At 37.9% G+C, this 25,239-nt stretch carries 25 protein-coding genes; 18 read left to right on the top strand and 7 right to left on the bottom strand.

The annotated features are described in order from the left end of the window. Nucleotides 1–5 precede the first annotated feature (5 nt). The 6 genes from cyoE (at nt 6) to alr (ending at nt 4,895) form a co-directional block, all read left to right on the top strand. Complete coding sequence (gene cyoE, locus MKL36_RS14535) at nt 6–884, top strand: heme o synthase (RefSeq protein ID WP_021510406.1); 879 nt, start codon at nt 6–8, stop codon at nt 882–884. A 184-nt stretch (nt 885–1,068) separates the two neighbouring features. Further along, complete coding sequence (gene rpsF / locus MKL36_RS14530) at nt 1,069–1,452, top strand: 30S ribosomal protein S6 (protein WP_001216679.1); 384 nt, start codon at nt 1,069–1,071, stop codon at nt 1,450–1,452. Nucleotides 1,453–1,463: 11 nt separating this feature from the next. Further along, nucleotides 1,464–1,691, top strand: coding sequence for a 30S ribosomal protein S18 (rpsR, locus tag MKL36_RS14525; RefSeq protein WP_000090661.1), 228 nt, complete (start codon nt 1,464–1,466; stop codon nt 1,689–1,691). An 8-nt stretch (nt 1,692–1,699) separates the two neighbouring features. Continuing rightward, nucleotides 1,700–2,146 (top strand): 50S ribosomal protein L9, encoded by a 447-nt coding sequence (gene rplI / locus MKL36_RS14520; RefSeq protein WP_000382591.1) that lies wholly within the window; start codon nt 1,700–1,702, stop codon nt 2,144–2,146. A 200-nt stretch (nt 2,147–2,346) separates the two neighbouring features. Beyond that, nucleotides 2,347–3,792, top strand: a complete 1,446-nt coding sequence (dnaB, locus tag MKL36_RS14515; protein ID WP_000075891.1) for a replicative DNA helicase — start codon at nt 2,347–2,349, stop codon at nt 3,790–3,792. Between the two features lie 32 nt (nt 3,793–3,824). Further along, the gene (alr, locus tag MKL36_RS14510; protein ID WP_031222453.1) at nt 3,825–4,895 is read left to right on the top strand and encodes an alanine racemase; all 1,071 of its coding nucleotides are present in this window, start codon (nt 3,825–3,827) and stop codon (nt 4,893–4,895) included. 52 nt (nt 4,896–4,947) lie between these two features. On the opposite strand, the gene MKL36_RS14505 is transcribed toward alr, so the two are convergent. Genes MKL36_RS14505 through MKL36_RS14490 form a run of 4 tightly spaced genes read right to left on the bottom strand, consistent with a single transcriptional unit; the run spans nt 4,948 to nt 8,650 of the window. Next, nucleotides 4,948–5,682 (bottom strand): proteasome-type protease, encoded by a 735-nt coding sequence (locus tag MKL36_RS14505; RefSeq protein ID WP_000220477.1) that lies wholly within the window; start codon nt 5,680–5,682, stop codon nt 4,948–4,950. A gap of 16 nt (nt 5,683–5,698) precedes the next feature. After that, complete coding sequence (locus tag MKL36_RS14500; RefSeq protein ID WP_021510404.1) at nt 5,699–6,478, bottom strand: transglutaminase family protein; 780 nt, start codon at nt 6,476–6,478, stop codon at nt 5,699–5,701. Nucleotides 6,479–6,480: 2 nt separating this feature from the next. After that, entirely contained in the window at nt 6,481–7,077 is a 597-nt protein-coding gene (locus MKL36_RS14495) for an alpha-E domain-containing protein (RefSeq protein ID WP_021510403.1), read from the bottom strand. Nucleotides 7,078–7,099: 22 nt separating this feature from the next. Then, nucleotides 7,100–8,650, bottom strand: coding sequence for a circularly permuted type 2 ATP-grasp protein (locus MKL36_RS14490; RefSeq protein ID WP_021510402.1), 1,551 nt, complete (start codon nt 8,648–8,650; stop codon nt 7,100–7,102). Nucleotides 8,651–8,875: 225 nt separating this feature from the next. Here MKL36_RS14490 and MKL36_RS14485 point away from each other — a divergent pair, with 225 nt between their 5' ends. Next, nucleotides 8,876–9,883, top strand: a complete 1,008-nt coding sequence (locus MKL36_RS14485; protein WP_000117148.1) for a helix-turn-helix transcriptional regulator — start codon at nt 8,876–8,878, stop codon at nt 9,881–9,883. Between the two features lie 386 nt (nt 9,884–10,269). Here the strand turns inward: MKL36_RS14485 and mnmG are convergent, their stop codons facing one another. Beyond that, nucleotides 10,270–12,150 carry a tRNA uridine-5-carboxymethylaminomethyl(34) synthesis enzyme MnmG gene (gene mnmG / locus MKL36_RS14480; protein WP_000559183.1) on the bottom strand — a complete coding sequence of 627 codons (1,881 nt, stop codon included), beginning with the start codon at nt 12,148–12,150 and terminating at the stop codon, nt 10,270–10,272. Nucleotides 12,151–12,382: 232 nt separating this feature from the next. Between mnmG and MKL36_RS14475 the strand changes: the two genes are divergently transcribed. The 11 genes from MKL36_RS14475 (at nt 12,383) to MKL36_RS14425 (ending at nt 22,610) form a co-directional block, all read left to right on the top strand. Further along, complete coding sequence (locus MKL36_RS14475; protein ID WP_000859008.1) at nt 12,383–12,613, top strand: hypothetical protein; 231 nt, start codon at nt 12,383–12,385, stop codon at nt 12,611–12,613. A 156-nt stretch (nt 12,614–12,769) separates the two neighbouring features. Next, the gene (prmA, locus tag MKL36_RS14470; RefSeq protein WP_021511621.1) at nt 12,770–13,675 is read left to right on the top strand and encodes a 50S ribosomal protein L11 methyltransferase; all 906 of its coding nucleotides are present in this window, start codon (nt 12,770–12,772) and stop codon (nt 13,673–13,675) included. A 13-nt stretch (nt 13,676–13,688) separates the two neighbouring features. Next, nucleotides 13,689–14,531, top strand: a complete 843-nt coding sequence (locus MKL36_RS14465) for a zinc-ribbon and DUF3426 domain-containing protein (protein WP_001003277.1) — start codon at nt 13,689–13,691, stop codon at nt 14,529–14,531. A 376-nt stretch (nt 14,532–14,907) separates the two neighbouring features. After that, entirely contained in the window at nt 14,908–15,177 is a 270-nt protein-coding gene (gene fis, locus MKL36_RS14460; RefSeq protein ID WP_001086304.1) for a DNA-binding transcriptional regulator Fis, read from the top strand. A gap of 89 nt (nt 15,178–15,266) precedes the next feature. Then, nucleotides 15,267–16,841, top strand: a complete 1,575-nt coding sequence (gene purH, locus MKL36_RS14455) for a bifunctional phosphoribosylaminoimidazolecarboxamide formyltransferase/IMP cyclohydrolase (protein ID WP_000153210.1) — start codon at nt 15,267–15,269, stop codon at nt 16,839–16,841. A gap of 125 nt (nt 16,842–16,966) precedes the next feature. Next, the gene (gene purD / locus MKL36_RS14450; protein ID WP_001024112.1) at nt 16,967–18,253 is read left to right on the top strand and encodes a phosphoribosylamine--glycine ligase; all 1,287 of its coding nucleotides are present in this window, start codon (nt 16,967–16,969) and stop codon (nt 18,251–18,253) included. A gap of 248 nt (nt 18,254–18,501) precedes the next feature. Then, complete coding sequence (locus MKL36_RS14445; protein WP_000733779.1) at nt 18,502–19,368, top strand: MetQ/NlpA family ABC transporter substrate-binding protein; 867 nt, start codon at nt 18,502–18,504, stop codon at nt 19,366–19,368. A 75-nt stretch (nt 19,369–19,443) separates the two neighbouring features. Next, nucleotides 19,444–20,469, top strand: coding sequence for a methionine ABC transporter ATP-binding protein (locus MKL36_RS14440; RefSeq protein WP_000614025.1), 1,026 nt, complete (start codon nt 19,444–19,446; stop codon nt 20,467–20,469). Then, nucleotides 20,466–21,161 carry a methionine ABC transporter permease gene (locus MKL36_RS14435; protein WP_001205190.1) on the top strand — a complete coding sequence of 232 codons (696 nt, stop codon included), beginning with the start codon at nt 20,466–20,468 and terminating at the stop codon, nt 21,159–21,161. The genes MKL36_RS14440 and MKL36_RS14435 overlap by 4 nt, the downstream gene beginning before the upstream one ends. Before the next feature lie 157 nt (nt 21,162–21,318). Further along, entirely contained in the window at nt 21,319–22,050 is a 732-nt protein-coding gene (gene gloB, locus MKL36_RS14430; RefSeq protein WP_001270564.1) for a hydroxyacylglutathione hydrolase, read from the top strand. Between the two features lie 356 nt (nt 22,051–22,406). After that, nucleotides 22,407–22,610: a hypothetical protein gene (locus MKL36_RS14425; protein ID WP_000758190.1), complete on the top strand. Its 204-nt coding sequence runs from the start codon at nt 22,407–22,409 to the stop codon at nt 22,608–22,610. Nucleotides 22,611–22,845: 235 nt separating this feature from the next. Here MKL36_RS14425 and MKL36_RS14420 read toward each other — a convergent pair whose 3' ends face one another. Both MKL36_RS14420 and MKL36_RS14415 read right to left on the bottom strand, forming a co-directional pair. Beyond that, nucleotides 22,846–24,144, bottom strand: coding sequence for a dicarboxylate/amino acid:cation symporter (locus tag MKL36_RS14420; RefSeq protein WP_000347180.1), 1,299 nt, complete (start codon nt 24,142–24,144; stop codon nt 22,846–22,848). A gap of 428 nt (nt 24,145–24,572) precedes the next feature. Beyond that, complete coding sequence (locus tag MKL36_RS14415; protein ID WP_001151697.1) at nt 24,573–25,139, bottom strand: TetR/AcrR family transcriptional regulator; 567 nt, start codon at nt 25,137–25,139, stop codon at nt 24,573–24,575. Nucleotides 25,140–25,239 lie beyond the last annotated feature (100 nt).

The raw sequence follows: 25,239 nt of genomic DNA, 5'->3' as shown, positions 1-25,239 counted from the left end.
TTGTCATGTTGAAAAAGTATTTATTCCTGACTAAACCAGGAATTCTCTTCGGTAATTTCATTACCACCTTGGGCGGCTTCTTCTTAGCCGCCCAAGGCTCTATAGACATCTTATTATTATTGCTCACTCTCATTGGAACAACATTAGTTGTTGCTTCAGGTTGTGTGGTTAATAATGTTATAGATCAAGATATTGATACAAAGATGCAGCGTACTCAAAACCGTGCACTTGTTAAAAAAACCATCTCTCCTACTGTTGCGCTTGTATATGCTTTCGTACTCGGAGTAATGGGTTTTAGCATTTTGTGGTTTGGTGTAAATGGTTACGCATTTTTGTTTGCAATGATTGGTTTTATTGTCTATGTCGGTTTTTATAGTTTGTGGACTAAACGTATCTCAATCCATCAAACCGTCATTGGTAGTATCTCCGGAGCGAGCCCTCCTGTTATTGGTTATACAGCAGTAACTCATCAATTTGATGTGGCAGCCTTGCTTTTGTTTTTAGCATACGCTTTATGGCAAATGCCTCACTCTTGGGCAATTGCAATTTATCGTTTTGATGATTACAAAAATGCGGGAATTCCTATCTTGCCTGTAGCACGTTCCATTTATCGCACGAAAATTGAATGTGTAATCTATATCCTGTTGTTTGCAGCTGTTTTGAATGGGTTATATTGTTTTGGCTACACCAATGTATTTTTCTTGATTACCTTTAATGCTTTGACCGCATACTGGTTTTATTTATCAATTATTGGATTTAAAGCCGAAAACGACCAACTTTGGGCTAAACGCTTTTTCCTTTACTCAGTAATCTTAATTACTTTGCTAAGTTTAAGTTTTAGCTTTACCTATCAATCCCCTGCTCCAAATCTTCCTCTCTTTTAATTAAGGGAGGATTTCCTCCTCTCTCAAATAACTTTTATATTTCTCATCAAAAGATTTGTTTTTAGTCTAATTTTTACCTATAATTCAGCCTTCGCATTTTTTGCGACGTAGCTATTTATATTTTTAGCTATGACTCCTTGCTTCTAATTTTATTAGGGGCTGTTTAAACCGTAAGGAGCTGACAATGCGTCATTACGAAATCGTACTTTTGGTACACCCAGACCAAAGCGATCAAGTTGTAGGTATGGTTGAACGCTATATCTCTCAGATCAAAGAAGCTGATGGTCAAATTCACCGTTTAGAAGATTGGGGCCGTCGTCAATTGGCTTACCCAATTAACAAAATTCACAAAGCGCACTACATTCTTATGAATGTTGAATGTGGTCAATCTACGCTTGATGAGTTAGAAGAATTATTCCGTTATAACGACGCGATCATTCGTAACCTTATCATCCGTCGTGAACACGCAATCACTGAAGAGTCATTGCTTGCTAAGAGTGCTGAAGAAAAGCGTGCGCGTAAAGCTCAACGTGAAGAAGCACAGCAAGTTGCTCAAGAAGCTGAATAAGGAGAACATCAATGGCACGTTTTTACCGTCGTCGCAAGTTCTGCCGCTTTACAGCTGAGAATGTTGCGTACATCGACTACAAAGATATCGATACTTTAAAACAGTACATCACTGAAAACGGCAAGATTGTTCCTAGCCGTATCACTGGTACTAAAGCTCGTTATCAACGTCAATTAGCGCTTGCTATCAAACAAGCTCGCTACTTGTCTTTGATTCCGTACACTGACAACCATAAGTGAGGTGATCTGTGGACGTTATCTTATTACAACGCATTAAGAACCTTGGTAAATTAGGCGATAAAGTATCAGTTAAAGCTGGTTACGGCCGTAACTTCCTTATCCCTCAAGGTAAAGCAGTTGCAGCTACTGAAGCTAACACTGCTGCTTTCGAAGCTCGTCGTGCTGAACTTGAGAAGCAAGAAGCTGAAGTATTAGCTGCTGCTCAAGCACGTGCTGAACAATTGAACGAAGTTAACATCGTTATCACTGCTAAAGCTGGTGACGAAGGTAAACTCTTCGGTTCTATCGGTACTCGTGACATCGCTGACGCGTTAACGAATGCTGGTCTTACAGTTGACCGTGCAGAAGTTCGTTTACCAAACGGTGCGCTTCGTCACACTGGTGAATTCAACATCGCAATTCAATTGCACCATGATGTTGTTGCAGAAGTTCTCGTTACTATCGTATCTGAGTAATTTCTCATCAAAAAAAGAGCATGCTTACGCATGCTCTTTTTTTATCTCTTAAATTTAAGCAATAAAATTAGATATATTAATTCCTGATCAGTTCTTCAGTTTAATTGGTTTTTTAATTAGGTAGTTTATTTAGTTTTGTTTTAAGATAGTTCTCGGCTTAAAACCCTTTTTGTGTACACATTTTATCATCAGGTCTAATTATGTCTCAGGCGAATGCCACTTCTTTAACCCTTTCATCTCCAACAGAAAATAAGACGAGTGAATCAGGCCAACTTAAAGAGTTTCGCACTCCCCCACACAATTTAGCCATTGAGCAAGCTGTACTTGCTGCGCTGATGACCGTTGCTGAATCTTTTGAACAAGTCAGTGACTTACTCAAAGAAAATGATTTTTATGCCACTCGTCATAAATATATTTATCGTGCAATTGAAAAATTAGCACAGGAAAACTCACCGTATGATGCGGTTTTGGTCAACGACTGGCTTTTAAAACAAAACTTACTCGATGCGATTGGCGGTGAAGAATATTTGATGCAGCTTATGGCTGACTCACCTTCGAGTTTCTATAATCTTGAAACTTATGCGACTAAAATTAAAGAATTTTCTACACTACGCAGTATGATTAAGGTAAGTACTGAAATTTTACAAAATGCTTACGACACAAAAGGTCGAGGTGTAAGTGAAATTTTAGATTTAGCCGAAACGAGTATTTTCTCTTTAGCAGAACAACATAACAACAATAAAAAAGATTCTGGTCCTAAAGCAATCAGTTCTGTAACTGCCGATGTGATTAGTAAACTTGATGAGCTTTCAAAATTAGATGGAAATATTACTGGCTTAACGACTGGCTTCTTAGAGCTCGATAATAAAACCTCTGGTATGCAACCGGGTGATTTGATTATTGTCGCAGCACGTCCATCTATGGGTAAAACTACTTTTGCCATGAACTTGGTTGAAAGTGTTTTACAATACAATAAACTCCCAGCTCTCGTCTTCTCTATGGAGATGCCAGCAGACTCAATTGCGATGCGTCTAATTTCAGCTATGGGTAAAGTGCATCAAGGGCATTTACGTTCAGGTAATTTGGATGCTGATGAATGGACTAAAGTAACGGGTACCATTCTGCAACTTCAACAAATGCATTTGTATATTGATGATTCCTCTGCCTTACCACCTACTGAAGTTCGTGCCCGAGCTAGACGTATTGCAAAAATGCATGATGGTAAAATCGGCTGTATCATGGTCGACTATTTACAGTTGATGAAAGTTCCGGGCATGGGTGACAACCGTGTTGGTGAGATCTCGGAAATTTCACGTAGCTTAAAAGCTTTAGCTAAAGAAATGAACTGTCCTGTGATTGCACTATCTCAGCTTAACCGAAGTCTGGAAAACCGACCGAATAAACGCCCAGTAATGTCTGACTTACGTGAATCTGGTGCGATTGAACAGGATGCCGACTTAATCATGTTTATTTACCGTGATGAAGTCTATAACAAAGAATCGAAAGAAGCAGGCACCGCAGAAATTATCATCGGTAAACAGCGTAATGGTCCAATTGGTACTGTTCGCCTTGCCTTTGAAGGCCAATATACTCGTTTTAGTAATCTCTCTCCTGAGTATTACAGCCAATATGATGATGAAGAATAAACTCTATCTCTAGCCCAAAGGAGTAAATGAGGGTGCGTCAAGCAACAGTTTATATTGATCGCCAAGCGCTTCAATATAATTTAAACCGTGTCAAACAACTCGCAGCAAATTCAAAAATCGTAAGCATGGTAAAGGCCAATGCATACGGACATGGAGTCAAAGACTGTTTAGCAGCCTTAAATGCCTCAGATGCCTTTGGTGTAGCCTGCCTACAAGAAGGATTAGAAATCCGTGAACTTGGTTTCGAGCAACCAGTTACTTTAATTGAAGGGGTATTTTCTGAAGATGAAATGCCCGTCGCAATTGAACAAAAATTTGAATGCGTCATTCACCATCAACAACAGTTTGAATGGTTAATTAAACACAAACAAGCATATATTGCCCAAGGCTTAAAAGTATGGGTTAAATTAAATAGCGGTATGAACCGTTTAGGTTTTAAAAACCCAGAAATTATTGAAGTGATTAAGACATTAAAGTCTGAAGGTTTTACATGTGTACTTGCTATGCATTTTGCAAATGCAGATGTAGACCACCCTTTAAATGAACAACAAAAACAGCAATTTTTGCATATTAAAGAAACTTGCGATCCAATTTTAGCATCATGCTGTAATTCAGCTGCCATCTTTAAATGGCCAGAACTAAATTTTGACTATGTACGTCCTGGTATTATGCTCTACGGCGCTTCACCTTTTGCAGATAAAACAGTGCATGATCTTGATTTGAAACCTGTCATGACTTTTACTGCAGAAATAATAGCGTTAAACCATATTGAAGCTGGTGAACACGTAGGTTATAGCTCTACTTTTTGTGCTCAACAGGCTATGGATATCGCCATTGTTTCTATTGGCTATGGTGATGGTTATCCAAGAGCTTATATTAAGCAAAATTTTGTCGCTATTGATGGCAAACTTTGCCCAGTTGTGGGCCGTGTAAGTATGGATATGATTGCGATTGATGTCACAAATACTCAAGTAAAACTTGGCACCCAAGTTGAACTTTGGGGAAATTACCGTTTAGTTGATGATGTGGCTGAAGCAAATGGCACAATCGGCTATGAATTACTTTGCCGTCTAAGTTCTCGCCCAGTCCGTCAGGGTACTTAAAGTTCACTAAATAAAAAATCCAAGCACTGCTTGGATTTTTTTTGAATAAATTTTAGCGCCAATAATCATCTGTAGGTTTTGGCATTTCCTGTAAACCACGGCGTAACGTATCTGACCATTGACGACTAATTTGTGAAAAATATGGATCATCTTCAGTAATTCGCTTACCCATAGGGATCACAAAACTATCTTTACTATAAACCAATGCATCTAACGGCAAACCAACAGAGACATTAGAACGCAATGTAGAATCAAATGAAATTAAACTACAACGAAGAGCATCATCTAATGGCATCGCATAATATAAAGCTCGATCTAAAATAGGTTTGCCATATTTACTTTCGCCAATTTGAAAGTAAGGCGTATCTGTGGTGGCACAAATAAAATTGCCTTGCGGATAAACATTATAAAGCTGCATATCTCCGCCTTTGATTTGCCCACCCACTAAAATACTACAGGCATAATTCATTTGTTCTTGGGTATCTGAACTGATATCTTCTAAAACGCTTTTCAAGGTTTTACCGACTAGATCAGCCACCTCAAACATAGTATTAATGCTATATAAATTAGGCTCTTGTTGCAAAATAAGTGCATTTTGCAAATGCCCGATAACCGCTTGTGTAGTTGCTAAATTGCCTGCTGTTTGCAAGGCAATAAACCGCTCTCCCGTTACTCCAAAAGTATGCAGTTTACGGAACACAGAAATATGATCGACCCCGGCATTAGTTCGAGTGTCACTTATAAACACCAAACCCTGTTCCAATCTCAACGCACAACAATAGGTCATTTCGTTCTCTTTACATTCAACAAGCCAGCACTTGAACCACAGACATCATATTTTCAGTACCACCTTTTTCTCGCACTCCCCTAATGGGCGCAACATCGAGATAGTCCCGACCAACAGCAAGATAAATATGATGCTTTGGTGTAAACAATTGATTGCTCACATCAAAACAATACCACTGATTATCTAAAAATACCTCCGCCCAAGCGTGACTGGCAAGGTGTGGAGAATTTTGATCAAATAGATAACCAGAGACATAACGTGCTGGTAATTGTAACGCACGGCACATAGCGATTAAAACATGTGCATGATCTTGACACACCCCCTGACCTGCCTGAAAGGCTTGCGTAGCCGTTGTATGAACAGATGTACTATCCGGTTGATATGACATCTTTTGCAGAATATTTTCACTGAGCAAAGCAATATGTTGTCGATCTTTGACAGTTACAATTCTCTGGGCAAAATCCAACATTTCAGCATCATATTTAGTAGCCTCTGTACTTTGGAGAAATAGATTTATTGGTATAGATACATCTACTCCTCCTATTTCTGTATTTAGAAGCTCTACAATGCCTTGCGCCATAAAGGTAAGGTGCTGATACTCATAACGCTGGCTAGCCGTTATCCAAATATTATTAAAAATATCTCTTTTGAGCGTCTTGTCACCAGGTACACTGATTGCCCAATTCATAACATGTTGATGCAGCGATGTTTGAGGCATCATCTTGATATACTGAATACTGTTTTTAGCAGTTTCAGTATAGTTATAATGCGTTTGATGATTAACCATCAATTTCATAATTATGCCTCGAACATATATTCCAACTGCTGGGTAAAATTATAATAAGCTTCCCAATTTGGATGACCTTTTAATAATTGCCATGGTTGGGTTAATTTATTCCATCCTAAGTCATTCAGCTGTTGAAGTAATTTTTCTAGCTCCTGCAAGAGCTGTGTAAGGTCTTGCTGAAAACGTAGTTGTATATCAAATAATTCTATCTTTTGTCCTAAATGCAGGAATAACGCTATATCTTCATGTTCAGCATCAAGTATTTGATTACATTTCGCTAAAGCCGGCTTTAATGAGTCAGGATGAGCTTGAACTCCCTTAATCGCATGATTTAATTCTGCATAGGCATTTGAAGATAATATTCCTCTTAACTCTTGAATATTATCTTTAGCAATAGCGAACTGATTCAGTAACGAATATGTTTGTTTCGTATCCAACATATAGCAATTCAGTAATTCTGCTTGATCAATGACTAGCCCAAATGCTGCTGCAAATTGGGCTGCTTTAGCATCATCTGTAAATGGCAAATGTGATACAGCAAATTGAATTCGCATTAAATAACGACCCAACCAATAAATGTGGTGCGCACTCGAATTGAGTAAAACCATAAATTTCCTCTTTAACCAACCATTAAGAATGTAGCGTTTCAACAACCCATGTATCTTTAATACCTCCTCCTTGTGAGGAGTTAACGACTAAAGAACCTGCCTGCATGGCTACTCGTGTTAAACCTCCGGGCACAATTTCGGTCCGATAAGGAGAACTGAGTACAAACGGGCGTAGGTCGATGTGGCGCTCAGCCACTCCTGCTGTAGTTAAAGTCGGTGCAACCGATAAAGCCAATGTTGGCTGGGCAATATATTCATGCGGCGTAGCAATCAGTTTTTGTCTAAATTCATCAATTTCACATGAGCTTGCTTTAGGACCAATTAACATGCCATATCCACCCGATCCTTGAGCTTCTTTAATGACCAATTGATCTAAATGAGCCAGTACATAGTCCAGATGTTCTTTCTCACGGCACTGGTAAGTAGGTACATTCTTCAAAATTGGTGTTTCACCCAAATAATATTGGATCATCTGATCAACATATGGATAAATCGATTTATCATCAGCTACTCCAGTGCCGGGCGCATTGGCAATCACTACATTTTTTTGTAAATAAGCAGACATTAAACCTGCCACACCTAAAGCACTATCAGGTCTAAATGCAAGTGGGTCTAAAAAATCATCATCTAAACGGCGATAAATCACATCAACCTTCTGACGGCCGCGAATCGTTTTTACAAATACTTGATCATTTTCTACAAATAAATCTCGATTGGTGACCAGTGGCACATCCATTTCACGTGCTAAAAAAGCGTGTTCATAATAAGCACTGTTAAAACGTCCTGGCGTTAAGACCACAATAAAAGGCTGATCAACTTCAGAGTTTTCTTGAAGTATTTCTTTTAATAAGCTTGGATAGTGTTCAATACCTTGCAAATTGTTAGCAGCGCAGAGCTCAGGCATGAGTTGCTGACTAATATTCCTGCATTCAATCATATAAGATACGCCAGATGGTGTTCTTAAATTATCTTCAAGTACAAAAAACTCGCCTTCACTGTCACGAATAATATCTATTCCGCTAATTTGAGAATAAATTTTGCCTTTAAGCGTGTGTTTAAGCATATGGGGCTGAAAAGCCTCATGACAAATAATCTGACTTTCCGGAATTAATTGCTCTTTTAAAATATGTTGCCCATGATAGATGTCATCTAAAAAATAATTGAGCGCTTTAACTCGCTGTGCGCTGCCAGCTGCGATTTTTTCCCACTGTTTTTTTTCAATAACCCTTGGAATGAGATCAAAAGGTATCGTTCTCTCCACTCCCTCCTTATCACCGTATACGTTAAATGTAATGCCGTGATAGAGAAAATGTTGCTTAGCCTCCGCATTTAATTGTTTCAACTCATCCAAAGTACGAATGCTCAGCCATTGTTCAATTTTTTTAGAGGCCATACCGTTAGATGTTGCATCATCTAACATCTCATTAAAAAACTGCGATTTTAGTTGTTCAAATAGGTTCGACTGTACGGAAAGATTTTCTATAAATGAAGTTTGGTTAAGTAATGCGTTGGTCGCCTGTTCCTGTAAAAAATAATCAATATCGGCTTGTAGGTCTTTCTCTTGTTCTGACATAGCAACCTCGTCTTATCATTTATCTATATTTCATTTTTAAATAAGCAATTTCAGTGCCACTTATATATCTATAATGCTTATTGAATATCATTGTTATAACTTTCTTCTAAATTTTAACATTGATTGTAAAAGCTGATATAAACCGAATCTGACAAACTTGCTAAATCTGTAAAGTTTTTTTATTGTGTTGACACCAAAGCAATTGGATATAGATGTATTACGCTTATGTCTGTAACAGAAAAAGAAACTTCAAATAGTTTATATCGCCAATGGCAGATTCTATCTCGCCTTCCTACCGGTAAATGGATCGGAACTCGAGAATTGCAAGAAATGCTTGAGCGTGAAGGTATTGAAATCAGTTTAAGGACTATTCAGCGTGATTTAAACCAAATTGCTCAGCGTTTTCCAATTGAAAGTAATAAAGCTGTACCTCAAGGCTGGCGTTGGCAATCAGATGCACCAATTCAAAGCTTACCGCATATGACAAGCTCTCAAGCTGTAACCTTTATGATGGTTGAGGAACATCTCAAACATTTACTTCCACCCAGTCTACTTGATGAGATGGGGCCTTGGTTTGATTTAGCAAAACGTAGTCTGTCTACACAAAATAATGTGAGACAGTGGATTAATCGTGTCCGTATTGTGCCAGCAAGCCAACCGCTTATTCCACCTGTAGTGGACCGTGCTGCTCAGCAGGCAATTTATGAAGGTCTACTACAAGACAAACAGATTGAGTGCGTCTATCGGGCCCGTGTAAATCAAGGCGAAGATAAAACTTATATTTTAAATCCTCTTGCTTTGGTCCAAAAAGGTGCTGTGATTTACTTAATTTGTACTCGCCATGATAAAACTGAAGTACAAACATTTGCCTTGCACCGATTCAAATCTGCTAAAGTTTTAGAAAGTCGGGCTTTACACCCTGTCAATTTCGATATTGACCATTATATTGACTCAGGGGCTTTAGGTTTCAGAGTAGATTACAACCAACCCACTGAATCTATTCAGCTTACTTTAACCATGACCGAGCAAACTGCTAAAACTTTTTATGAAAGTCAGTTAAGTAAAGATCAGACCATTACCCCAATTGAAGAAAATATTGTCGAAGTTACGGCGACCGTTCCATTTACATCCCAACTCGTATGGTGGTTACGGAGTTTTGGTAAAAAACTGCTTCATATTGAGCCAGTCCAAGTACACAATGCTGTGCGAGAAATTGAGCCTGATAGCAAATAATCAGTAGATATAAAAAAGAGAACCATATGGTTCTCTTTAGATTTTGAATTGTAATTTTCTTAATTTTATATTGGCATTTATACTTTTATTTATTTTCAGATCAATATGTTTTCCCCCACCAAAAATGATCTGCTCTTTCTTTTGCGCTATGTTGAACATGAGTATTGGCATGCCATTTCATATCCATTGTAGCGAATTGATTTCATTGTCATGTTTAAAGCCCTCTTGTTTGAACGTGAATTTAATATAACTTTCGCTTTAAAACTTGTGAAATAAGAAAAAAAGGATGCAAAATCTCTTTTGATGCTTAGGAAAATTCCAGATATTTTTTGATCAGAAAATAAAAAAGCCCAGTCTTAACCGGGCTTTTTTACACGCTTAAATAATTAAGCCGTTTTTTTCGTCATATTATTTTTACGAATCGTGATCATTACAAGCTGAACAGCAGCTGGGGTAACACCAGGAATACGGCTCGCTTGAGCTAATGTTTCCGGGCGAACTGTTTTCAACTTCTGAGTAATTTCGCGAGATAAACCTGAAACGACGTCATAATCAAAATCAGCAGGAATTTTAGTTTCTTCAAGACGTTTTAATTGAGCTACATCTTCATGCTGACGGTTAATATAACCTTCATATTTAACAGCAATTTCAATTTGCTCACCGACTTGCTGTGATACTTCAGAACCTGTAAGTTCCGCAATTTGGCCAAAATTAATATTAGGACGTTTAAGCAAGTCAATCGCACTACATTCTTTACTTAAATCAGCACCTGTCATTTCAACAAACTTTTTACCCATTGGGTTGTTAGGTGCCGCCCATAAATGTTGTAGACGAGATGTTTCGCGCTCAACAGCTTCCATTTTTTCGCAATAAGCTGCCCAACGAACATCATCAACTAAACCAAGCTCACGACCAATAGTTGTTAAACGTTGATCGGCATTATCTTCACGTAACATCAAACGATATTCCGCACGTGAAGTGAACATACGGTATGGCTCTTTCGTACCTAGGGTAATCAAGTCGTCAACCAATACACCCATATAAGCTTGGTCACGTTTAGGTGTCCATTCTTCTTGTTCCCATGCACGGCGTGCAGCATTCAAGCCTGCAAGTAAACCTTGGGCACCCGCTTCTTCATAACCGGTAGTACCATTAATTTGCCCTGCAAAATACAAGCCGTTAATTGCTTTGGTTTCTAGGGTAAATTTCAAAGCTTGCGGGTTGAAATAGTCATATTCGATTGCATAACCCGGACGTAAGATATGGGCATTTTCCATACCGCGAATCGAGCGCACAAGTTCAAACTGAACATCAAATGGTAATGAAGTCGAAATACCATTTGGATAAAGCTCATGTGTATCAAGGCCTTCTGGCTCTAAGAATACCTGATGCGAGTCTTTATCAGAGAAACGATGAATCTTATCTTCAATTGAAGGACAGTAACGTGGACCTACCCCTTCAATGACACCGGTATACATTGGTGAACGGTCTAAGCCACCACGAATAATGTCATGAGTTTTTTCGTTAGTATGCGTGATATAGCAGTTCACTTGTTCTGGGTGCATAGACACATCACCCATGAACGACATTACCGGAGACGGGAAGTCGCCTGGTTGTGGTGTCATAACAGAAAAATCAACTGAACGTGCATCAATACGTGGAGGTGTACCTGTTTTTAAACGGCCTACCGGTAATTTCAACTCACGAAGACGCTGAGCAAGAGCAATAGAAGGAGGATCACCAGCACGACCGCCGCTTGATTTCTCTAAACCAACGTGAATAACACCGCCCAAGAATGTACCAGTAGTTAACACAACAGTTTTTGCATCAAAGCGGATACCCATTTGGGTCACAACACCCTTAACTGTATCGCCTTCAACAATCAGGTCATCAGCCGCCTGTTGGAAAATATCAAGATTTGCTTGGTTTTCTAAGGTCTCACGAATCGCAGCTTTATAGCGAACACGGTCAGCCTGAGCACGCGTTGCACGTACTGCAGCACCTTTACGCGAGTTTAAAATACGGAATTGAATACCGCCTTTATCGGCAGCTAAAGCCATTGCACCGCCAAGCGCATCAATTTCACGAACTAAGTGTGACTTACCAATACCACCAATCGCTGGGTTACAGCTCATCTGACCCAAAGTCTCAATGTTATGGGTCAAAAGCAAAGTCTGTCGTCCCATACGCGCAGCAGCAAGCGCCGCTTCCGTACCTGCGTGACCGCCACCGATAACGATAACATCATAAACTTTAGGATAGTGCATGAGTACAAAAACACCAGAAAAAAAAGACGGAACATTATAGCAAAATTATCTGCTTATAGATGTACATAATTACAAAATTGTCGTGACATGATTTACGGTAAGCCACATGTTTTGACATTTTGTTTCATGAATTCAATACAAAGTGAATGTTTTTAAAACTTTTTCATTTTAGAATAAAAAACGTACAGCACTTCTATGACTTTAAAATTAACGCAACTAGAAGGAACACAAAATGAAAACGACCATGTTGAAAATCTTAACAGCATCTCTAATTTGTTTTTCAGGCGTAACTTTTACACACGCTGCTGATACGAGCAAAGCTGAAACTCAAAAACAAATTCGAGTGTGTGCAAAAAAACAGCAAGGTGAATGGGTTTCTTACAATCACAACGGTGTAACTTTTAATGGTACTTGCCAGCCGAACGAAAATGGCAAATTACAATTCAAGGCCCCTGCTCCTTAATACAGTTTTGACTTAAGATATAGAGAAATCGTTTTATATTCTCCTATATCACATCATCATTTTTAAAAAGCGGTCCATTAAAGATGGGCCGTTTTCTTTTTTAAACTACTCTAGTCGGCTACAATATGCCTTTAAATAAAATTTTAGGTCCTTTTCGTGAAGTGGTTACAAATACACATTACCGTTGATCAAGAACAAGTTGAATTCACAGAAACACTTTTAATGTCTCTAGGTGCGGTAAGCGTAACTTTGGATGATGCCGAAGATCAGGCTTTACTGGAACCATTACCAGGTGAAACACCACTCTGGAACAAAGTCATTGTTACTGGTATTTACCAACAAGACGAACAAGACCCAATTGATGTTGATACTTTAGAAGCTTTCTTAAAAGCACAACTTCCAGATGTGCCAATGCGTCATGAAGAACTTGAAGATCAAGTTTGGGAACGCGCATGGATGGATTATTATGAACCAATTCAGATTGGGGAAAAATTCTGGATTGTTCCTGAATGGTTAGAGCCACCAGAAGCAGATGCTACAAATATTAAGCTTGATCCAGGCCTTGCTTTTGGTACAGGTAATCATGCAAGTACTTTCTTATGCTTACAATGGTTAGGTAAAACTGATGTTAAAGATAAGATCGTGATTGATTATGGCTGTGGCTCAGGCATTTTAGGTGTTGCAGCTTTATTATTAGGCGCTAAGAAAGTCTATGCGACAGATATTGACCCACAAGCAGTTTTAGCAACTAAACAAAATGCAGAACTCAATGGTGTATTAGACCGTTTATATGTAGGTCTTCCTGAAGAGTTTGATCAAGAATTCAAACCTCAACAAGCAGATGTTTTAGTCGCAAATATTTTAGCGGGTCCTTTAATGGTACTTGCGCCAGAGTTTGCAAAATTACTTAAATCTGATGGTGATTTCGCACTTGCTGGTGTAATTGAAGAGCAAGTTGCTGATGTTTCAGGTGTTTATTCTGAATTTTTTGATATATTAGATGTCGAAAAGCGCGAAGAAAACTGGTGCCGCATTTCAGGAAAACGTAAAACAACAAATTGAGATGTTTTAACTCATGAATGAAAAACAAACCCGCTGCCCTAAGTGTCTAACAGTTTATAAAGTTTCTCTTACTCAGTTAACTGTTGCTCAGGGTATGGTTTGTTGCCCTAAATGTAATTTAAATTTTAATGCTCTGACTAATTTAGTAAATGTTGAGCAGCCGGAAACGGTAAACTCATCTGCTTTAGCTCATGGCTCTATGCAAACACGATATATGACCCATTCTCATGTATTAGATATCTTTGATCAAAAAGTTGAAAACTCTAATATTGATCTTTTGACTTATTTGAATAATTTAAATTACTTCCATAATGAACCTATTAATGCTCTTCCTAATCTTAATTTGGCTGAGCAAGCAACCTCTCCTGAACAAGATAACGGTAAAAAGCATAGCTGGTTGTACTATACGCTTTGGAGTTCTGCAAATCTGATTCTGATTTTGGTTTTTACTTTTCAGATTCTTTGGTTTAACCCTAAACTCATGCAACAAAGCCCTGCGATTAGCCATGCATTTAATTATGTTTGTCAAATATTGCATTGCAACAAGTCAGCTGAACAATATCAACTTCTTTATATAGAAAAAGTAAAGCTACGTAAAATTGGTACAGAGCATACTCAACTTTCAGGTGTTCTCATAAATCAGAATAATAAAAGTATTGAGTTGCCCAACCTAAAACTCAGCTTTGGCAAAGAAACCGATCAAGAAGAAATCATTTTTACCCCTCAACAATACTTGGTCGAAAATTTACGGGGTATTCAACGTATTCCGACCAATACACCTTTTAGATTCCAAGTTGAGCTAAATAAAAGCAAAAAAAGCCTAGTAAATTATCGATTAGAAATTGTCCACCCCTAATTTGTAAAAAAAGTGAAAAAAAATTAAAAAAAAATGCAGTTAATTTGCTCACTTTTTCCTAGACAATGGTATGATACGCGCCACGAAAGCTTTGACTCATATACTCCTCGCTCTCAATTCAAAAAATATACTGTTAAGCATGTGTGCTTTTCTACATTAAGCGCATAGCCTAACTTTTTTTGTTTTTGAGGGGGCTGTAACAAATATTTAATTATTGTTACGCTTATTTTTTACTCAATACGAAGAAATATGGCAAGCTAATTGTTCTTATGTTTTAGAGTCACTGTTTTAGGATCTAAAACAGGACTCCGTATTTTTAGACCACATTTATATACTACTTTACCCAAGCTAGTATTTGATTTTCGGATTAACTCGCATGAATAGCAAATCTCCTATTTTTACTGCACAATCTGATGTTGCTCTTCGCATCCACGTGGATCGCGCAGTTCGCCATTATTTTGCACAATTGCAAGGTGAGCAACCATCTCAGGTATATGACATGGTGCTAGCAGAAATGGAGAAACCTCTTTTATCTGTAGTTCTAGAATATACTCGTGGTAACCAAACACGTGCCGCAGAAATTCTTGGACTCAACCGTGGCACTTTACGTAAAAAGTTAAAAGCTCACGGTTTAATGAGTGAATAAATGATAAAATGCTCACGGCTTCGTGGGCATTTTTTTTGTGCTTCTAATTGGTTTTAATCCGTAGACTTGAAATTGTTGACTTGAACATCATGACTATTAAACGTGCTTTGATTTCTGTATCAGACAAAACAGGAATTGTCGAATTTGCTCAAAACCTTGCAGCTTTAGGGGTAGAATTATTATCTACAGGCGGCACATACAAGTTGCTTAAAGATAATAATATTGCTGTTGTTGAAGTATCTGAACATACCGGTTTCCCGGAAATGATGGATGGCCGTGTTAAAACACTACATCCAAAAATTCATGGCGGTATTTTGGCTCGTCGTGGTCTAGACGAAGCTGTTATGCAAGAACACAACATCGATCCAATCGATTTAGTTGTCGTTAACCTTTACCCATTTGCGGCTACAGTAGCTAAACCTAACTGTTCTCTTGCTGATGCTATCGAAAATATCGACATCGGTGGTCCAACAATGGTACGTGCTGCTGCTAAGAACCATGCATCTGTCGGTATTGTGGTAAATGCTTCAGATTACGATACAGTTATTAGCGAATTAAAAGCTTCTGGTTCACTTTCTTACGAAACACGCTTCGATTTAGCGGTTAAAGCATTTGAACATACAGCTCAATATGACGGCATGATTGCTTCTTACTTAGGCGCTCGCGTTGGTAAGGCCGAAGGTGAAGCAGATTTATTCCCTCGTACGTTCAACACCCAATTAAACAAAGCACAAGATTTACGTTACGGCGAAAATCCACACCAATCTGCTGCTTTCTATGTTGAAGCAAATGCAAAAGAAGCTTCTGTTTCTACTGCAAAACAATTACAAGGCAAAGAATTGTCTTATAACAACATTGCTGATACTGATGCTGCCCTTGAGTGCGTGAAATCATTTGCAAAACCAGCTTGTGTCATCGTAAAACATGCTAACCCTTGTGGTGTTGCCGTTTCTTTAGACGGTATTAAAGCTGCTTATGATTTAGCTTACGCAACAGATCCAGAATCTGCTTTCGGCGGTATTATTGCATTTAACCGTGAGTTAGATGTTGCTACTGCCCAAGCAATTGTAGACCGCCAATTCGTTGAAGTAATTATTGCTCCAAGTATTGCTGATGGTGTACTTGAAGTTACTGGCGCGAAGAAAAATGTTCGTGTTTTAGTATGTGGTGAATTACCTGCAATTGATGCACGTGCTCCACAACTTGACTATAAACGCGTTAACGGCGGTTTACTTGTTCAAGACCAAGACTTGGGCATGATTACTAAAGATGATCTTAAAGTTGTGACTAAACGTGCACCAACTGAACAAGAAATTGATGACCTTATTTTTGCATGGAAAGTTGCGAAATACGTAAAATCAAACGCTATTGTTTATGCGAAAAACCGTCAAACTATTGGTGTAGGTGCAGGCCAAATGAGCCGTGTTAACTCAGCACGTATCGCAGCAATTAAAGCTGAGCATGCTGGTCTGGTTGTTGAAGGCGCAGTTATGGCATCTGATGCATTCTTCCCGTTCCGTGACGGTATTGATAATGCAGCAAAAGCTGGCATTAAATGCATTATTCAACCGGGTGGTTCTATGCGTGATGAAGAAGTTATTGCAGCTGCTGATGAAGCTGGCATTGCAATGGTCTTCACTGGTATGCGCCATTTCCGCCACTAATTTAAATTTAGTCCTCCCTAACCCTCCTTTTATTCAGGAGGGTTTTCCACAATAATGGAACTATTTCTCCACCTTGAGAAATAGAGGGGGATGAAAAAGGATTAAAGTTAAGGAACAAATTAAAAATGAATATTTTAGTTTTAGGTAGTGGTGGTCGTGAGCATGCTTTAGCATGGAAAATCGCGCAAGATGCCAAAGTTACTCAAGTTTTCGTTGCGCCTGGTAACGCAGGAACTGCAACAGAACCAAAATGCGTTAACGTTCAGCTCGATATTTTAGACAACCCGGCAATTATTGCTTTTGCTAAAGAAAATAATGTTGAACTGATTGTTGTTGGTCCAGAGGCTCCATTAGTAAATGGTGTTGTTGATGCTGCGCGTGAAGCAGGCGTAAAAATTTGGGGACCTACTCAATATGCAGCACAGCTTGAAGGTTCAAAAGCATTTGCTAAGCACTTTTTAAAACGACACAACATTCCAACTGCTTTTTATGAAGTATTTACGGAAGTTGATGCAGCAAAAGCTTATGTTGAAAAAAATGGTGCGCCAATTGTAATTAAAGCTGACGGTCTTGCGGCTGGTAAAGGCGTTATCGTTGCAATGACCAATGAAGAAGCTTTTGCAGCAATTGATGACATGCTTGCAGGCAACAAATTTGGTGATGCAGGCTCACGTGTTGTAATTGAACAGTTCCTTGCTGGTGAAGAAGCTTCTTTCATTTGTATGATTGATGGTAAAAACATTTTACCAATGGCAACTTCACAAGATCACAAACGTATTTTTGAAGGTGACCAAGGTCCTAACACAGGTGGTATGGGTGCCTACTCTCCTGCTCCAGTTGTGACTCCAGACGTTTTTGAGCGTGTAATGAATGAAATTATGCGCCCAACTGTTGATGGTATGGCTGCTGATGGACATGTTTATACTGGCTTCTTATATGCTGGTTTAATGATTGATGAACAAGGTCAACCACGCGTAATTGAGTTTAACTGCCGTTTCGGTGATCCGGAAACTCAACCGATCATGATGCGTTTGAAGTCATCTCTTGTTGATTTGGTTGAAGCAGGTATCGCAGGTAACTTACCAAGCGAAGCAGAATGGGATGAGCGTAAGTCAATCGGTATTGTACTTGCAGCAGAAGGTTACCCAGACAGCGTGCGTAAAGGTGACGTTATCTCAGGTATCGGTCAATCACCAGAAGATACTAAAATCTTCCATGCAGGCACTGCTACTCGTGAAGATGGCCATATCGTTACTTCTGGCGGACGTGTACTTTGCGTGACTGCTCTAGGTGACAGCGTTCTTGAAGCACAAATCAATGCTTTAGAAGTATGTGGGCAAGTAACCTTCACAGGTATGCAATACCGCAGTGACATTGGTTACCGTGCTATTGCTCGTGAAAAAGCTGAATAAAAATTTAAATAGTAAAAAAGCTCTCTTATGAGGGCTTTTTTATTTTGCTTATTCACTTATCACAAATATTCATATTAATCTTAATTTTTATTCAATTCTGATTAATAAGATCGAAACATGTCCACTATATTGAATATGTTTTTATTGTTATGATTGGTTAAACCGTTGGAACTTTCAACATCACCAATTTTCCCAGCTGAGAGCCAACCCGAATGGTTGAGATCTCTCATAATCAGGACTTTTTTTACATGAAAAAGCTGATCAGTCTTTTTTTAAGCGTGTCTGTAGTATTACTTGCAGCTTGCGGCAAACAGCAAAATGAACCACAAAATGGCAAAGACTCTGCTCAGTTACAAACTGTAGTCATTGCTTCAACTGGTTCTGACGCTGATATTTGGCGCTATATTGCAACTTTACCGGAAACTAAAGCTGCCGGTCTTAAACTTGAGGTTAAAAACTTCACTGATTATGTTGCAATGAATACAGCTACTGCAAACAAAGAAGTTGACCTAAATGCATTCCAATCTTATGCCTACCTTGTTGCATTTAATGCTTCAAATAAAGATAAGATTGCTCCTGTTGCTACAACTTATCTTGAACCAATGGGTATTTACTCGAGTAAATACAAAAAAGTTGATGAGTTCCCTCAAGGTGCAAGCATTGCTATTCCTAATGATGCAGCGAACGAAGCTCGTGCATTGTTATTATTACAAAGCGCAGGTCTAATTAAGCTTAAAGCTGACTTTGATCCAGCGAAAGGCACTCCAAGCGATATTACTGACAACAGCAAGAAAATTGATATCAAACCAATTCAAATGGCAACTGCTGTTCGTGTAAAAGACGAAGTTGATGCAATTGTTTTAGGTAATACTTTAGCAATGGAAGGTGGTTTAAATGTGCTTAAAGATTCTATCTATTATGAGCCAGTTGACCAAAGTACAAAGCTGAATGTAAATATTCTTGCAACTGCTGAATCACGTAAAGATGACCCTGTTCTTCAGAAAGTTGGTCAGCTTTACCACACCGAAGCTGTTAAAAAATACGTTGAACAACACTTTGGTGGTACAAAAGTTGACGTGAATCAGCCAATCAGCTACCTCACGCAAGCTAAATAGTAATATAATAGCTGCAACGCGAAACAGGCAAAGACTCTTTGCCTGTTTTTTCTTTTTAGCATAGTTTTTGACGACATGATTCAATTTAAAAACATTTCAAAGCACTATCAGCTTAAAGGCCAAACTATACGTGCACTGGACCAAATTAATTTGGAAATTCCTGAAGGCAGTATTTTCGGCATTATTGGCTATAGTGGTGCAGGTAAAAGTACTTTAATCCGCCTGATTAACTTACTTGAACGACCAAATGAAGGTCAGGTTATCATTAATCAAAAGGACTTCACTGCTTTGGATGCGCGTTCATTACGTCAGGAACGTGCAAATATTGGTATGATTTTTCAGCACTTCAATTTGCTTCAAACCAAAACAGTTGCTGAAAATATTGAAATGCCAATGCGTCTGCTAAATTACAGCAAAGCAGAACGTGAAAAGCGTTTAAATGAGTTACTTGAATTCATTGATCTTAAGCATAAAAAAGATGCTTATCCGGATGAATTATCTGGCGGTCAGAAACAACGTGTTGGTATCGCTCGTGCTTTAGCCAACCACCCTAAAATTCTTTTGTGTGATGAGGCCACCTCTGCCCTCGACCCACAAACGACAAAGTCGGTTTTAGAATTATTAAAGAAAATTAACCAAGAGCAAAAAATCACAATCGTCATGGTAACTCATGAAATGGATGTGATTGAGACTGTATGTGACCATGTTGCTGTCATGGAAGCTGGTAAAGTGATTGAGCAAGGCTCAACCATTGATATCTTTAGTAATCCACAACATCCGACAACTAAAAACTTTATACAAACTGTTTTACATCAGCAGTTGCCTGTAAATATTTTAAATCAACTGGAAAACCAGCATCATCACAGCATTTATTGCTTACAGTTCTTAGGGCGTTCAGCACAAGAGCCTGTGATTCAGTCGCTTATTAAACAATTTGATATTAGTTTAAATATCTTATTTGCCAATATGACTGAAATTAACGGCACCGTCATTGGTCAGATGTTTGTACAGCTTTTAGGTGATCCACAGTTGATTCGTCAGGCTATTGAGTTTTTAGAGAAAAATGAAGTGAGTGTAGTTCAATCAGGAGATCAAGTATGAGAGATTTAATCGTACAGTGGTTAACTGAACTTACTCAACCTTTCTGGCACAGTTCTCTTTCAATTGACCAGTTTGTAACTGCATTGCAAGAAACCTTCCATATGGTGTTCTTTGCGCTTTTATTTGGTGGTATTTGGGGCTTCATTCAAGGGATTATTCTACTTGTAACCCGCCCAGAAGGCATTTTGCCAAATAAATTCATTTATCATTTACTCAACCCAATTGTAAATGCTTTACGTTCTCTGCCATTTATTATTTTACTTATTGCAGTTATTCCACTGACCAAATTATTGGTAGGAACTTCAATTGGTACATGGGCAGCGATCGTTCCTTTAACAATTTACGTTGGACCATATATGGGACGTCTTATTGAGACTTCCCTGCTTGAAGTAAATGAAGGAATTATCGAATCTGCTCAAGCTATGGGTGCAACTCCTTGGCAGATTATTTCGCGCTTTATCTTACCTGAAGCTCGTAGTTCGCTTATTTTGAACTTAACGACTGCTACGATTAGCCTTATTGGTGCAACCGCTATGGCTGGTGCAGTTGGTGCTGGTGGTATTGGTGACTTGGCAATTTCTTATGGCTATCAACGTTTTGATACAAGCGTCGTTATTTTAACGGTTATTGTATTATTACTTTTGGTACAAATCGTTCAAATGCTAGGAAATTGGCTCGCAAAAATGCGCTAATTGAACTCCTACAAAAGCCCTCTTCCATGAGGGCTTTTTTATTTTAGAGAGTCTAATTTATAGAGCATTTTATTAGACAGGTTACTCAAGGTAATTTCTGTTATTATCAAAATTAGCCCGTAGATACTGCTTTTGGATTTAGTTTCAGGATAAAAAAATGCGTTATAGAATTCATTATATTGATGTGCAAAATGCCCTACAAAACTATATCTGGATTTTAGAAGATACTGAGACTCATGAAGCTGTTGCAGTTGATCCAACAGAGGCTGAGTTAGTCACCCACTTTTGCCAAGAACATCAATTAACTTTAAAACAGATTTGGCTTACCCATTGGCATAAAGACCATATCGGTGGTGTTGCTGATTTAACGGCTAACACGCCTATGGCGGTATATGGCCCAAGAGATGAACTAAGTAAAATCCCTGGCATTACTCATCCCTTACAACACGATGATCATCTAAAATTTAATGATTTAAAAGTAGAGATTATTGCAACACCAGGCCATACCTTAGGTCATATTGTATATTTTATTGAAGAGCTTAATGCCCTCTTTTGTGGAGATACCTTATTTGCAATGGGATGCGGGCGACTATTTGAAGGTACAGCAGAACAGATGTACCACTCACTAAATCGTCTTGCTGCACTACCCACTGCAACCAAAGTGTATTGCACACATGAATATACACTTTCTAATGCGGAATTTGCCTTGAGTGTAGAGCCTGAAAACCACGCACTGCAAGAACGTGCTGAACAAGTCCGTATGCTTCGTCAAGAAGGTAAAATTACCTTGCCAAGTAGTATTGAACTTGAACTAGCAACAAATCCCTTTTTGCGTGCTGAAAGTGTAGATGAGTTCGCTCACTTACGTAGCTTAAAAGACAATTTTTAAAATTATAAGCTTTCAACCAAGATACAGTTTAATTTTAAGAACTGTATCTTTTTGAATAAAGCATGTTGCATGAAATTATTTTTTACATTTATTGATTTTAGATTAATTTAAATTGATTAAATTTTAACCCAATATCATTATTTTAAAATCTATATAAAAAACAAAAACTTAAAATTTATAAACATTCAGATTAATTACATAAAAACTTAATAAATTTATAAAATGAAGGATATTGCTTTATCTATTTTACTTTTTTTACAAGATGCAAAATAAAACAAAGTTTTCCCCCTTTAAAAAATTCGAGTAAATCCCTATTAATAAATAAGGTGTAAGACACGGATAGAAGGAGTTCTCACGTGAAAAAGGTTGTTAAAGCGAAAAATTTAATTGCGTTCCGTATTTGGTTAGAAAAATTAGGGTATTCGGTTAAAAACCTTGCTGATGGAAAAGGTTTTACTTTCAGTTTTAAAAAAGAATATGGCTTAGTGACCTGTGATTTGGCAGGTAATGCTTTAGCCATGCAATTAGGTGAAGAGTTTGAGGATCACTTAAAAGCATAAATCCAGGCGAGTTTGTATACTATTTTTATAGTGGAGATAACTCAAAAGTTCTGCTTTTTAAAAAGTAGTTCTATACGAAAATTTGTGAAATTTTTATAGTGGCTTTCCTTAATAACTATTAATGAGTATATAGTTTTTAAATTATATTTTTTTGATCATTAAATAATAAAACCTGTAACACAGCACCTCTCCCGATTTGCCAGTTGCTACAGGTTTTTTATTTCGAATTAAAAAATTAATTCGTTTTCGATTTGCGTAAAGCTTTATCTAGAACGTCCTTGTCCAGAGCTTTGTCCCAACGGGCAACCACAATGGTTGCACATGCATTACCAATTAAATTAGTTAATGCACGACACTCCGACATAAAACGGTCAATACCTAAAATAAGCGCCATACCTGCCACTGGTACAGCAGGTACTACCGATAAAGTAGCTGCGAGTGTAATAAAGCCTGCGCCCGTTACCCCTGCCGCACCTTTAGAACTCACCATTGCCACTAAAAGCAATGCAACCTGCTCACCAATTGATAAATCAACATTACATGCTTGTGCAATAAATAAAGCCGCCATAGTCATATAGATGTTAGTTCCATCAAGGTTAAATGAGTAACCTGTCGGAATGACTAGACCTACTACAGATTTTTCACAACCTGCTTTTTGCATTTTATCCATTAAAGATGGTAAAGCAGCTTCAGAAGAGCTTGTACCTAAAACTAACCAGAGTTCGTCTTTGATGTAACGAATTAAATCGATAATTGAAAAGCCATTGTAGCGTGCTACAGCCCCTAAAATGATTAATACGAACAGCACTGCCGTGATATAGAAGGTCATAATCAATAGTAATAAATTACCGATTGATTCAATTCCATACGCACCGATAGTAAATGCCATAGCACCAAAAGCTCCAATTGGTGCAAGTTTCATTAACATGCCAACCAAATAGAAAACCGGAGCCGTGAGGTTATTTAAAAAATCAGTAATTGGACGTGCACGGTCACCCAAGGCAGCTAAAGAAATACCAAATAGGACTGCCACAAATAGAACCTGCAAAATTTCACCACCAGCAAGCGGACTCACTAATGTTTGCGGGATAATATTCATGAAAAAGTCAGTGATATTTGTAGCATGAGCCTTTTCAACGTAACTATTTACTTTATCGTTGACTAAGGTTGCCGGGTCAATATTTAGGCCTTTACCAGGTTGAATGATATTAGCCACAATCATACCAACCACAAGCGCAAGGCTAGAAAAAGTAAGGAAGTATAGCATTGCCTTACCTGTCACTCGCCCAACTCGACTCATGTTTGTCATGCTGGCAATACCGGTAACCACTGTCAAAAAGATTACGGGAGCAATAATCATTTTGACGATTTTGATGAATGCATCACCAAGCGGTTTTAAGCTCTCGCCAAGTTCTGGGTAAAAATGACCAATTAAAATGCCCAAAATAATTGCAAAGATGACCTGTACATACAAAATTTGATGAAACTTTTGTTTTTTCTGTACCGTTTCTTGGTCAAGGGTATTGAAATCCATTATCTAAATACCTTTTCGATGGGGATAAAAAAATAAAATATAAAGCGTGCACCACAAGCTGCTTTAAATGAAGTGGAGCCATTGTAAAGAATAAAAAACACCCTGTGTCATAAATTTAAAAAATGTAAAATTTAAAAACCATGCATATTTTTGTATAGAAAATATTTATGTCAATAAGTTTCATAAAACTCAAAGTCTTTAAAAATTTACATAAATACATGTTTATAAAATAATTTAATTAATTACATCATGCATTATCTATATTTATTTTTGATTTTTAAATGAGCAGAACAGGTATTTTAAAAATAAATGATTAACTCATCCTCATATCAATCTTAAATTATGAGAATTTATTTTTTAAATAATAAGAAAGATTGATATATATTTATTTAATAAAAACAAGGGACTAGTCTTTTTATAGATTTTATCTACTTATTTTTTATAAAAAGACGGTTTAAAAGGTCATATACATACTCAAGACTAAGATCATGATTGGTAAATAAAATTCGAAATAACATAGGTGCAATTACTGCCTCGATGATTTCCTGATTAGGTATAGTAAGCTCATTACGTAATTTTGCCCTGTTTTGAATAATATCGAGTTGTTGGATAATTAAAGTCTCACATTTACGGGCATTAGAATCCGAGTTTGATGTATAGAGTACGTCTCGCAATAAGTCTTGCCCAACCTCTGAAGCATATTCTTCAAAATATTGCTCGACCCATGCTGTAATATCTTGTTGGAACGAACCTAAATCTTTGGGTTCCATATCAGGCTTGAGTTCATTTAAAGCTACATCTGAAAATAATTGATTGATGTCACCCCATCGACGGTAAATGGTTGAAGGCGTAACCCCTGCCTGCGCTGCAATCATAGGAATAGTAATTTGGCTCTGCTCAAAATCTTTTTGTAGTTCTTTTACAGCTTGATGTACCGCAGTTTGTATTCTTTCGCTGCGTCCACCAGGGCGTAATCCAGTAACAACTTTTGCCATTTATAAACTCTGTAAAGGGATCAAAAAATTTATAAATATTTATAACTATATACAAAATACACTAAAGCTAAGGATTTGCTTTAGTGGAAAAATAATGTAT

This window comes from Acinetobacter sp. AOR12_HL (genome assembly GCF_027855275.1).
GTDB lineage: Bacteria > Pseudomonadota > Gammaproteobacteria > Pseudomonadales > Moraxellaceae > Acinetobacter > Acinetobacter baumannii.
Note: the sequence above shows the minus strand (reverse complement) of the source record. Positions and strands in the feature narration are given on the sequence as shown.

Bases quoted from the DNA above. Each gene is read 5' to 3' on its own strand.
- purD (WP_001024112.1), top strand. From the start codon at position 16,967: ATGAATATTTTAGTTTTAGGTAGTGGTGGTCGTGAGCATGCTTTAGCA.
- cyoE (WP_021510406.1), top strand. From the start codon at position 6: ATGTTGAAAAAGTATTTATTCCTGACTAAACCAGGAATTCTCTTCGGT.
- MKL36_RS14440 (WP_000614025.1), top strand. From the start codon at position 19,444: ATGATTCAATTTAAAAACATTTCAAAGCACTATCAGCTTAAAGGCCAA.
- dnaB (WP_000075891.1), top strand. From the start codon at position 2,347: ATGTCTCAGGCGAATGCCACTTCTTTAACCCTTTCATCTCCAACAGAA.
- MKL36_RS14475 (WP_000859008.1), top strand. From the start codon at position 12,383: ATGAAAACGACCATGTTGAAAATCTTAACAGCATCTCTAATTTGTTTT.
- MKL36_RS14500 (WP_021510404.1), bottom strand. From the start codon at position 6,478: ATGAAATTGATGGTTAATCATCAAACGCATTATAACTATACTGAAACT.
- MKL36_RS14415 (WP_001151697.1), bottom strand. From the start codon at position 25,139: ATGGCAAAAGTTGTTACTGGATTACGCCCTGGTGGACGCAGCGAAAGA.
- MKL36_RS14435 (WP_001205190.1), top strand. From the start codon at position 20,466: ATGAGAGATTTAATCGTACAGTGGTTAACTGAACTTACTCAACCTTTC.
- purH (WP_000153210.1), top strand. From the start codon at position 15,267: ATGACTATTAAACGTGCTTTGATTTCTGTATCAGACAAAACAGGAATT.
- rpsF (WP_001216679.1), top strand. From the start codon at position 1,069: ATGCGTCATTACGAAATCGTACTTTTGGTACACCCAGACCAAAGCGAT.
- MKL36_RS14445 (WP_000733779.1), top strand. From the start codon at position 18,502: ATGAAAAAGCTGATCAGTCTTTTTTTAAGCGTGTCTGTAGTATTACTT.
- fis (WP_001086304.1), top strand. From the start codon at position 14,908: ATGAATAGCAAATCTCCTATTTTTACTGCACAATCTGATGTTGCTCTT.
- MKL36_RS14495 (WP_021510403.1), bottom strand. From the start codon at position 7,077: ATGGTTTTACTCAATTCGAGTGCGCACCACATTTATTGGTTGGGTCGT.
- MKL36_RS14420 (WP_000347180.1), bottom strand. From the start codon at position 24,144: ATGGATTTCAATACCCTTGACCAAGAAACGGTACAGAAAAAACAAAAG.
- MKL36_RS14485 (WP_000117148.1), top strand. From the start codon at position 8,876: ATGTCTGTAACAGAAAAAGAAACTTCAAATAGTTTATATCGCCAATGG.
- rpsR (WP_000090661.1), top strand. From the start codon at position 1,464: ATGGCACGTTTTTACCGTCGTCGCAAGTTCTGCCGCTTTACAGCTGAG.
- gloB (WP_001270564.1), top strand. From the start codon at position 21,319: ATGCGTTATAGAATTCATTATATTGATGTGCAAAATGCCCTACAAAAC.
- mnmG (WP_000559183.1), bottom strand. From the start codon at position 12,150: ATGCACTATCCTAAAGTTTATGATGTTATCGTTATCGGTGGCGGTCAC.
- MKL36_RS14490 (WP_021510402.1), bottom strand. From the start codon at position 8,650: ATGTCAGAACAAGAGAAAGACCTACAAGCCGATATTGATTATTTTTTA.
- MKL36_RS14505 (WP_000220477.1), bottom strand. From the start codon at position 5,682: ATGACCTATTGTTGTGCGTTGAGATTGGAACAGGGTTTGGTGTTTATA.
- MKL36_RS14465 (WP_001003277.1), top strand. From the start codon at position 13,689: ATGAATGAAAAACAAACCCGCTGCCCTAAGTGTCTAACAGTTTATAAA.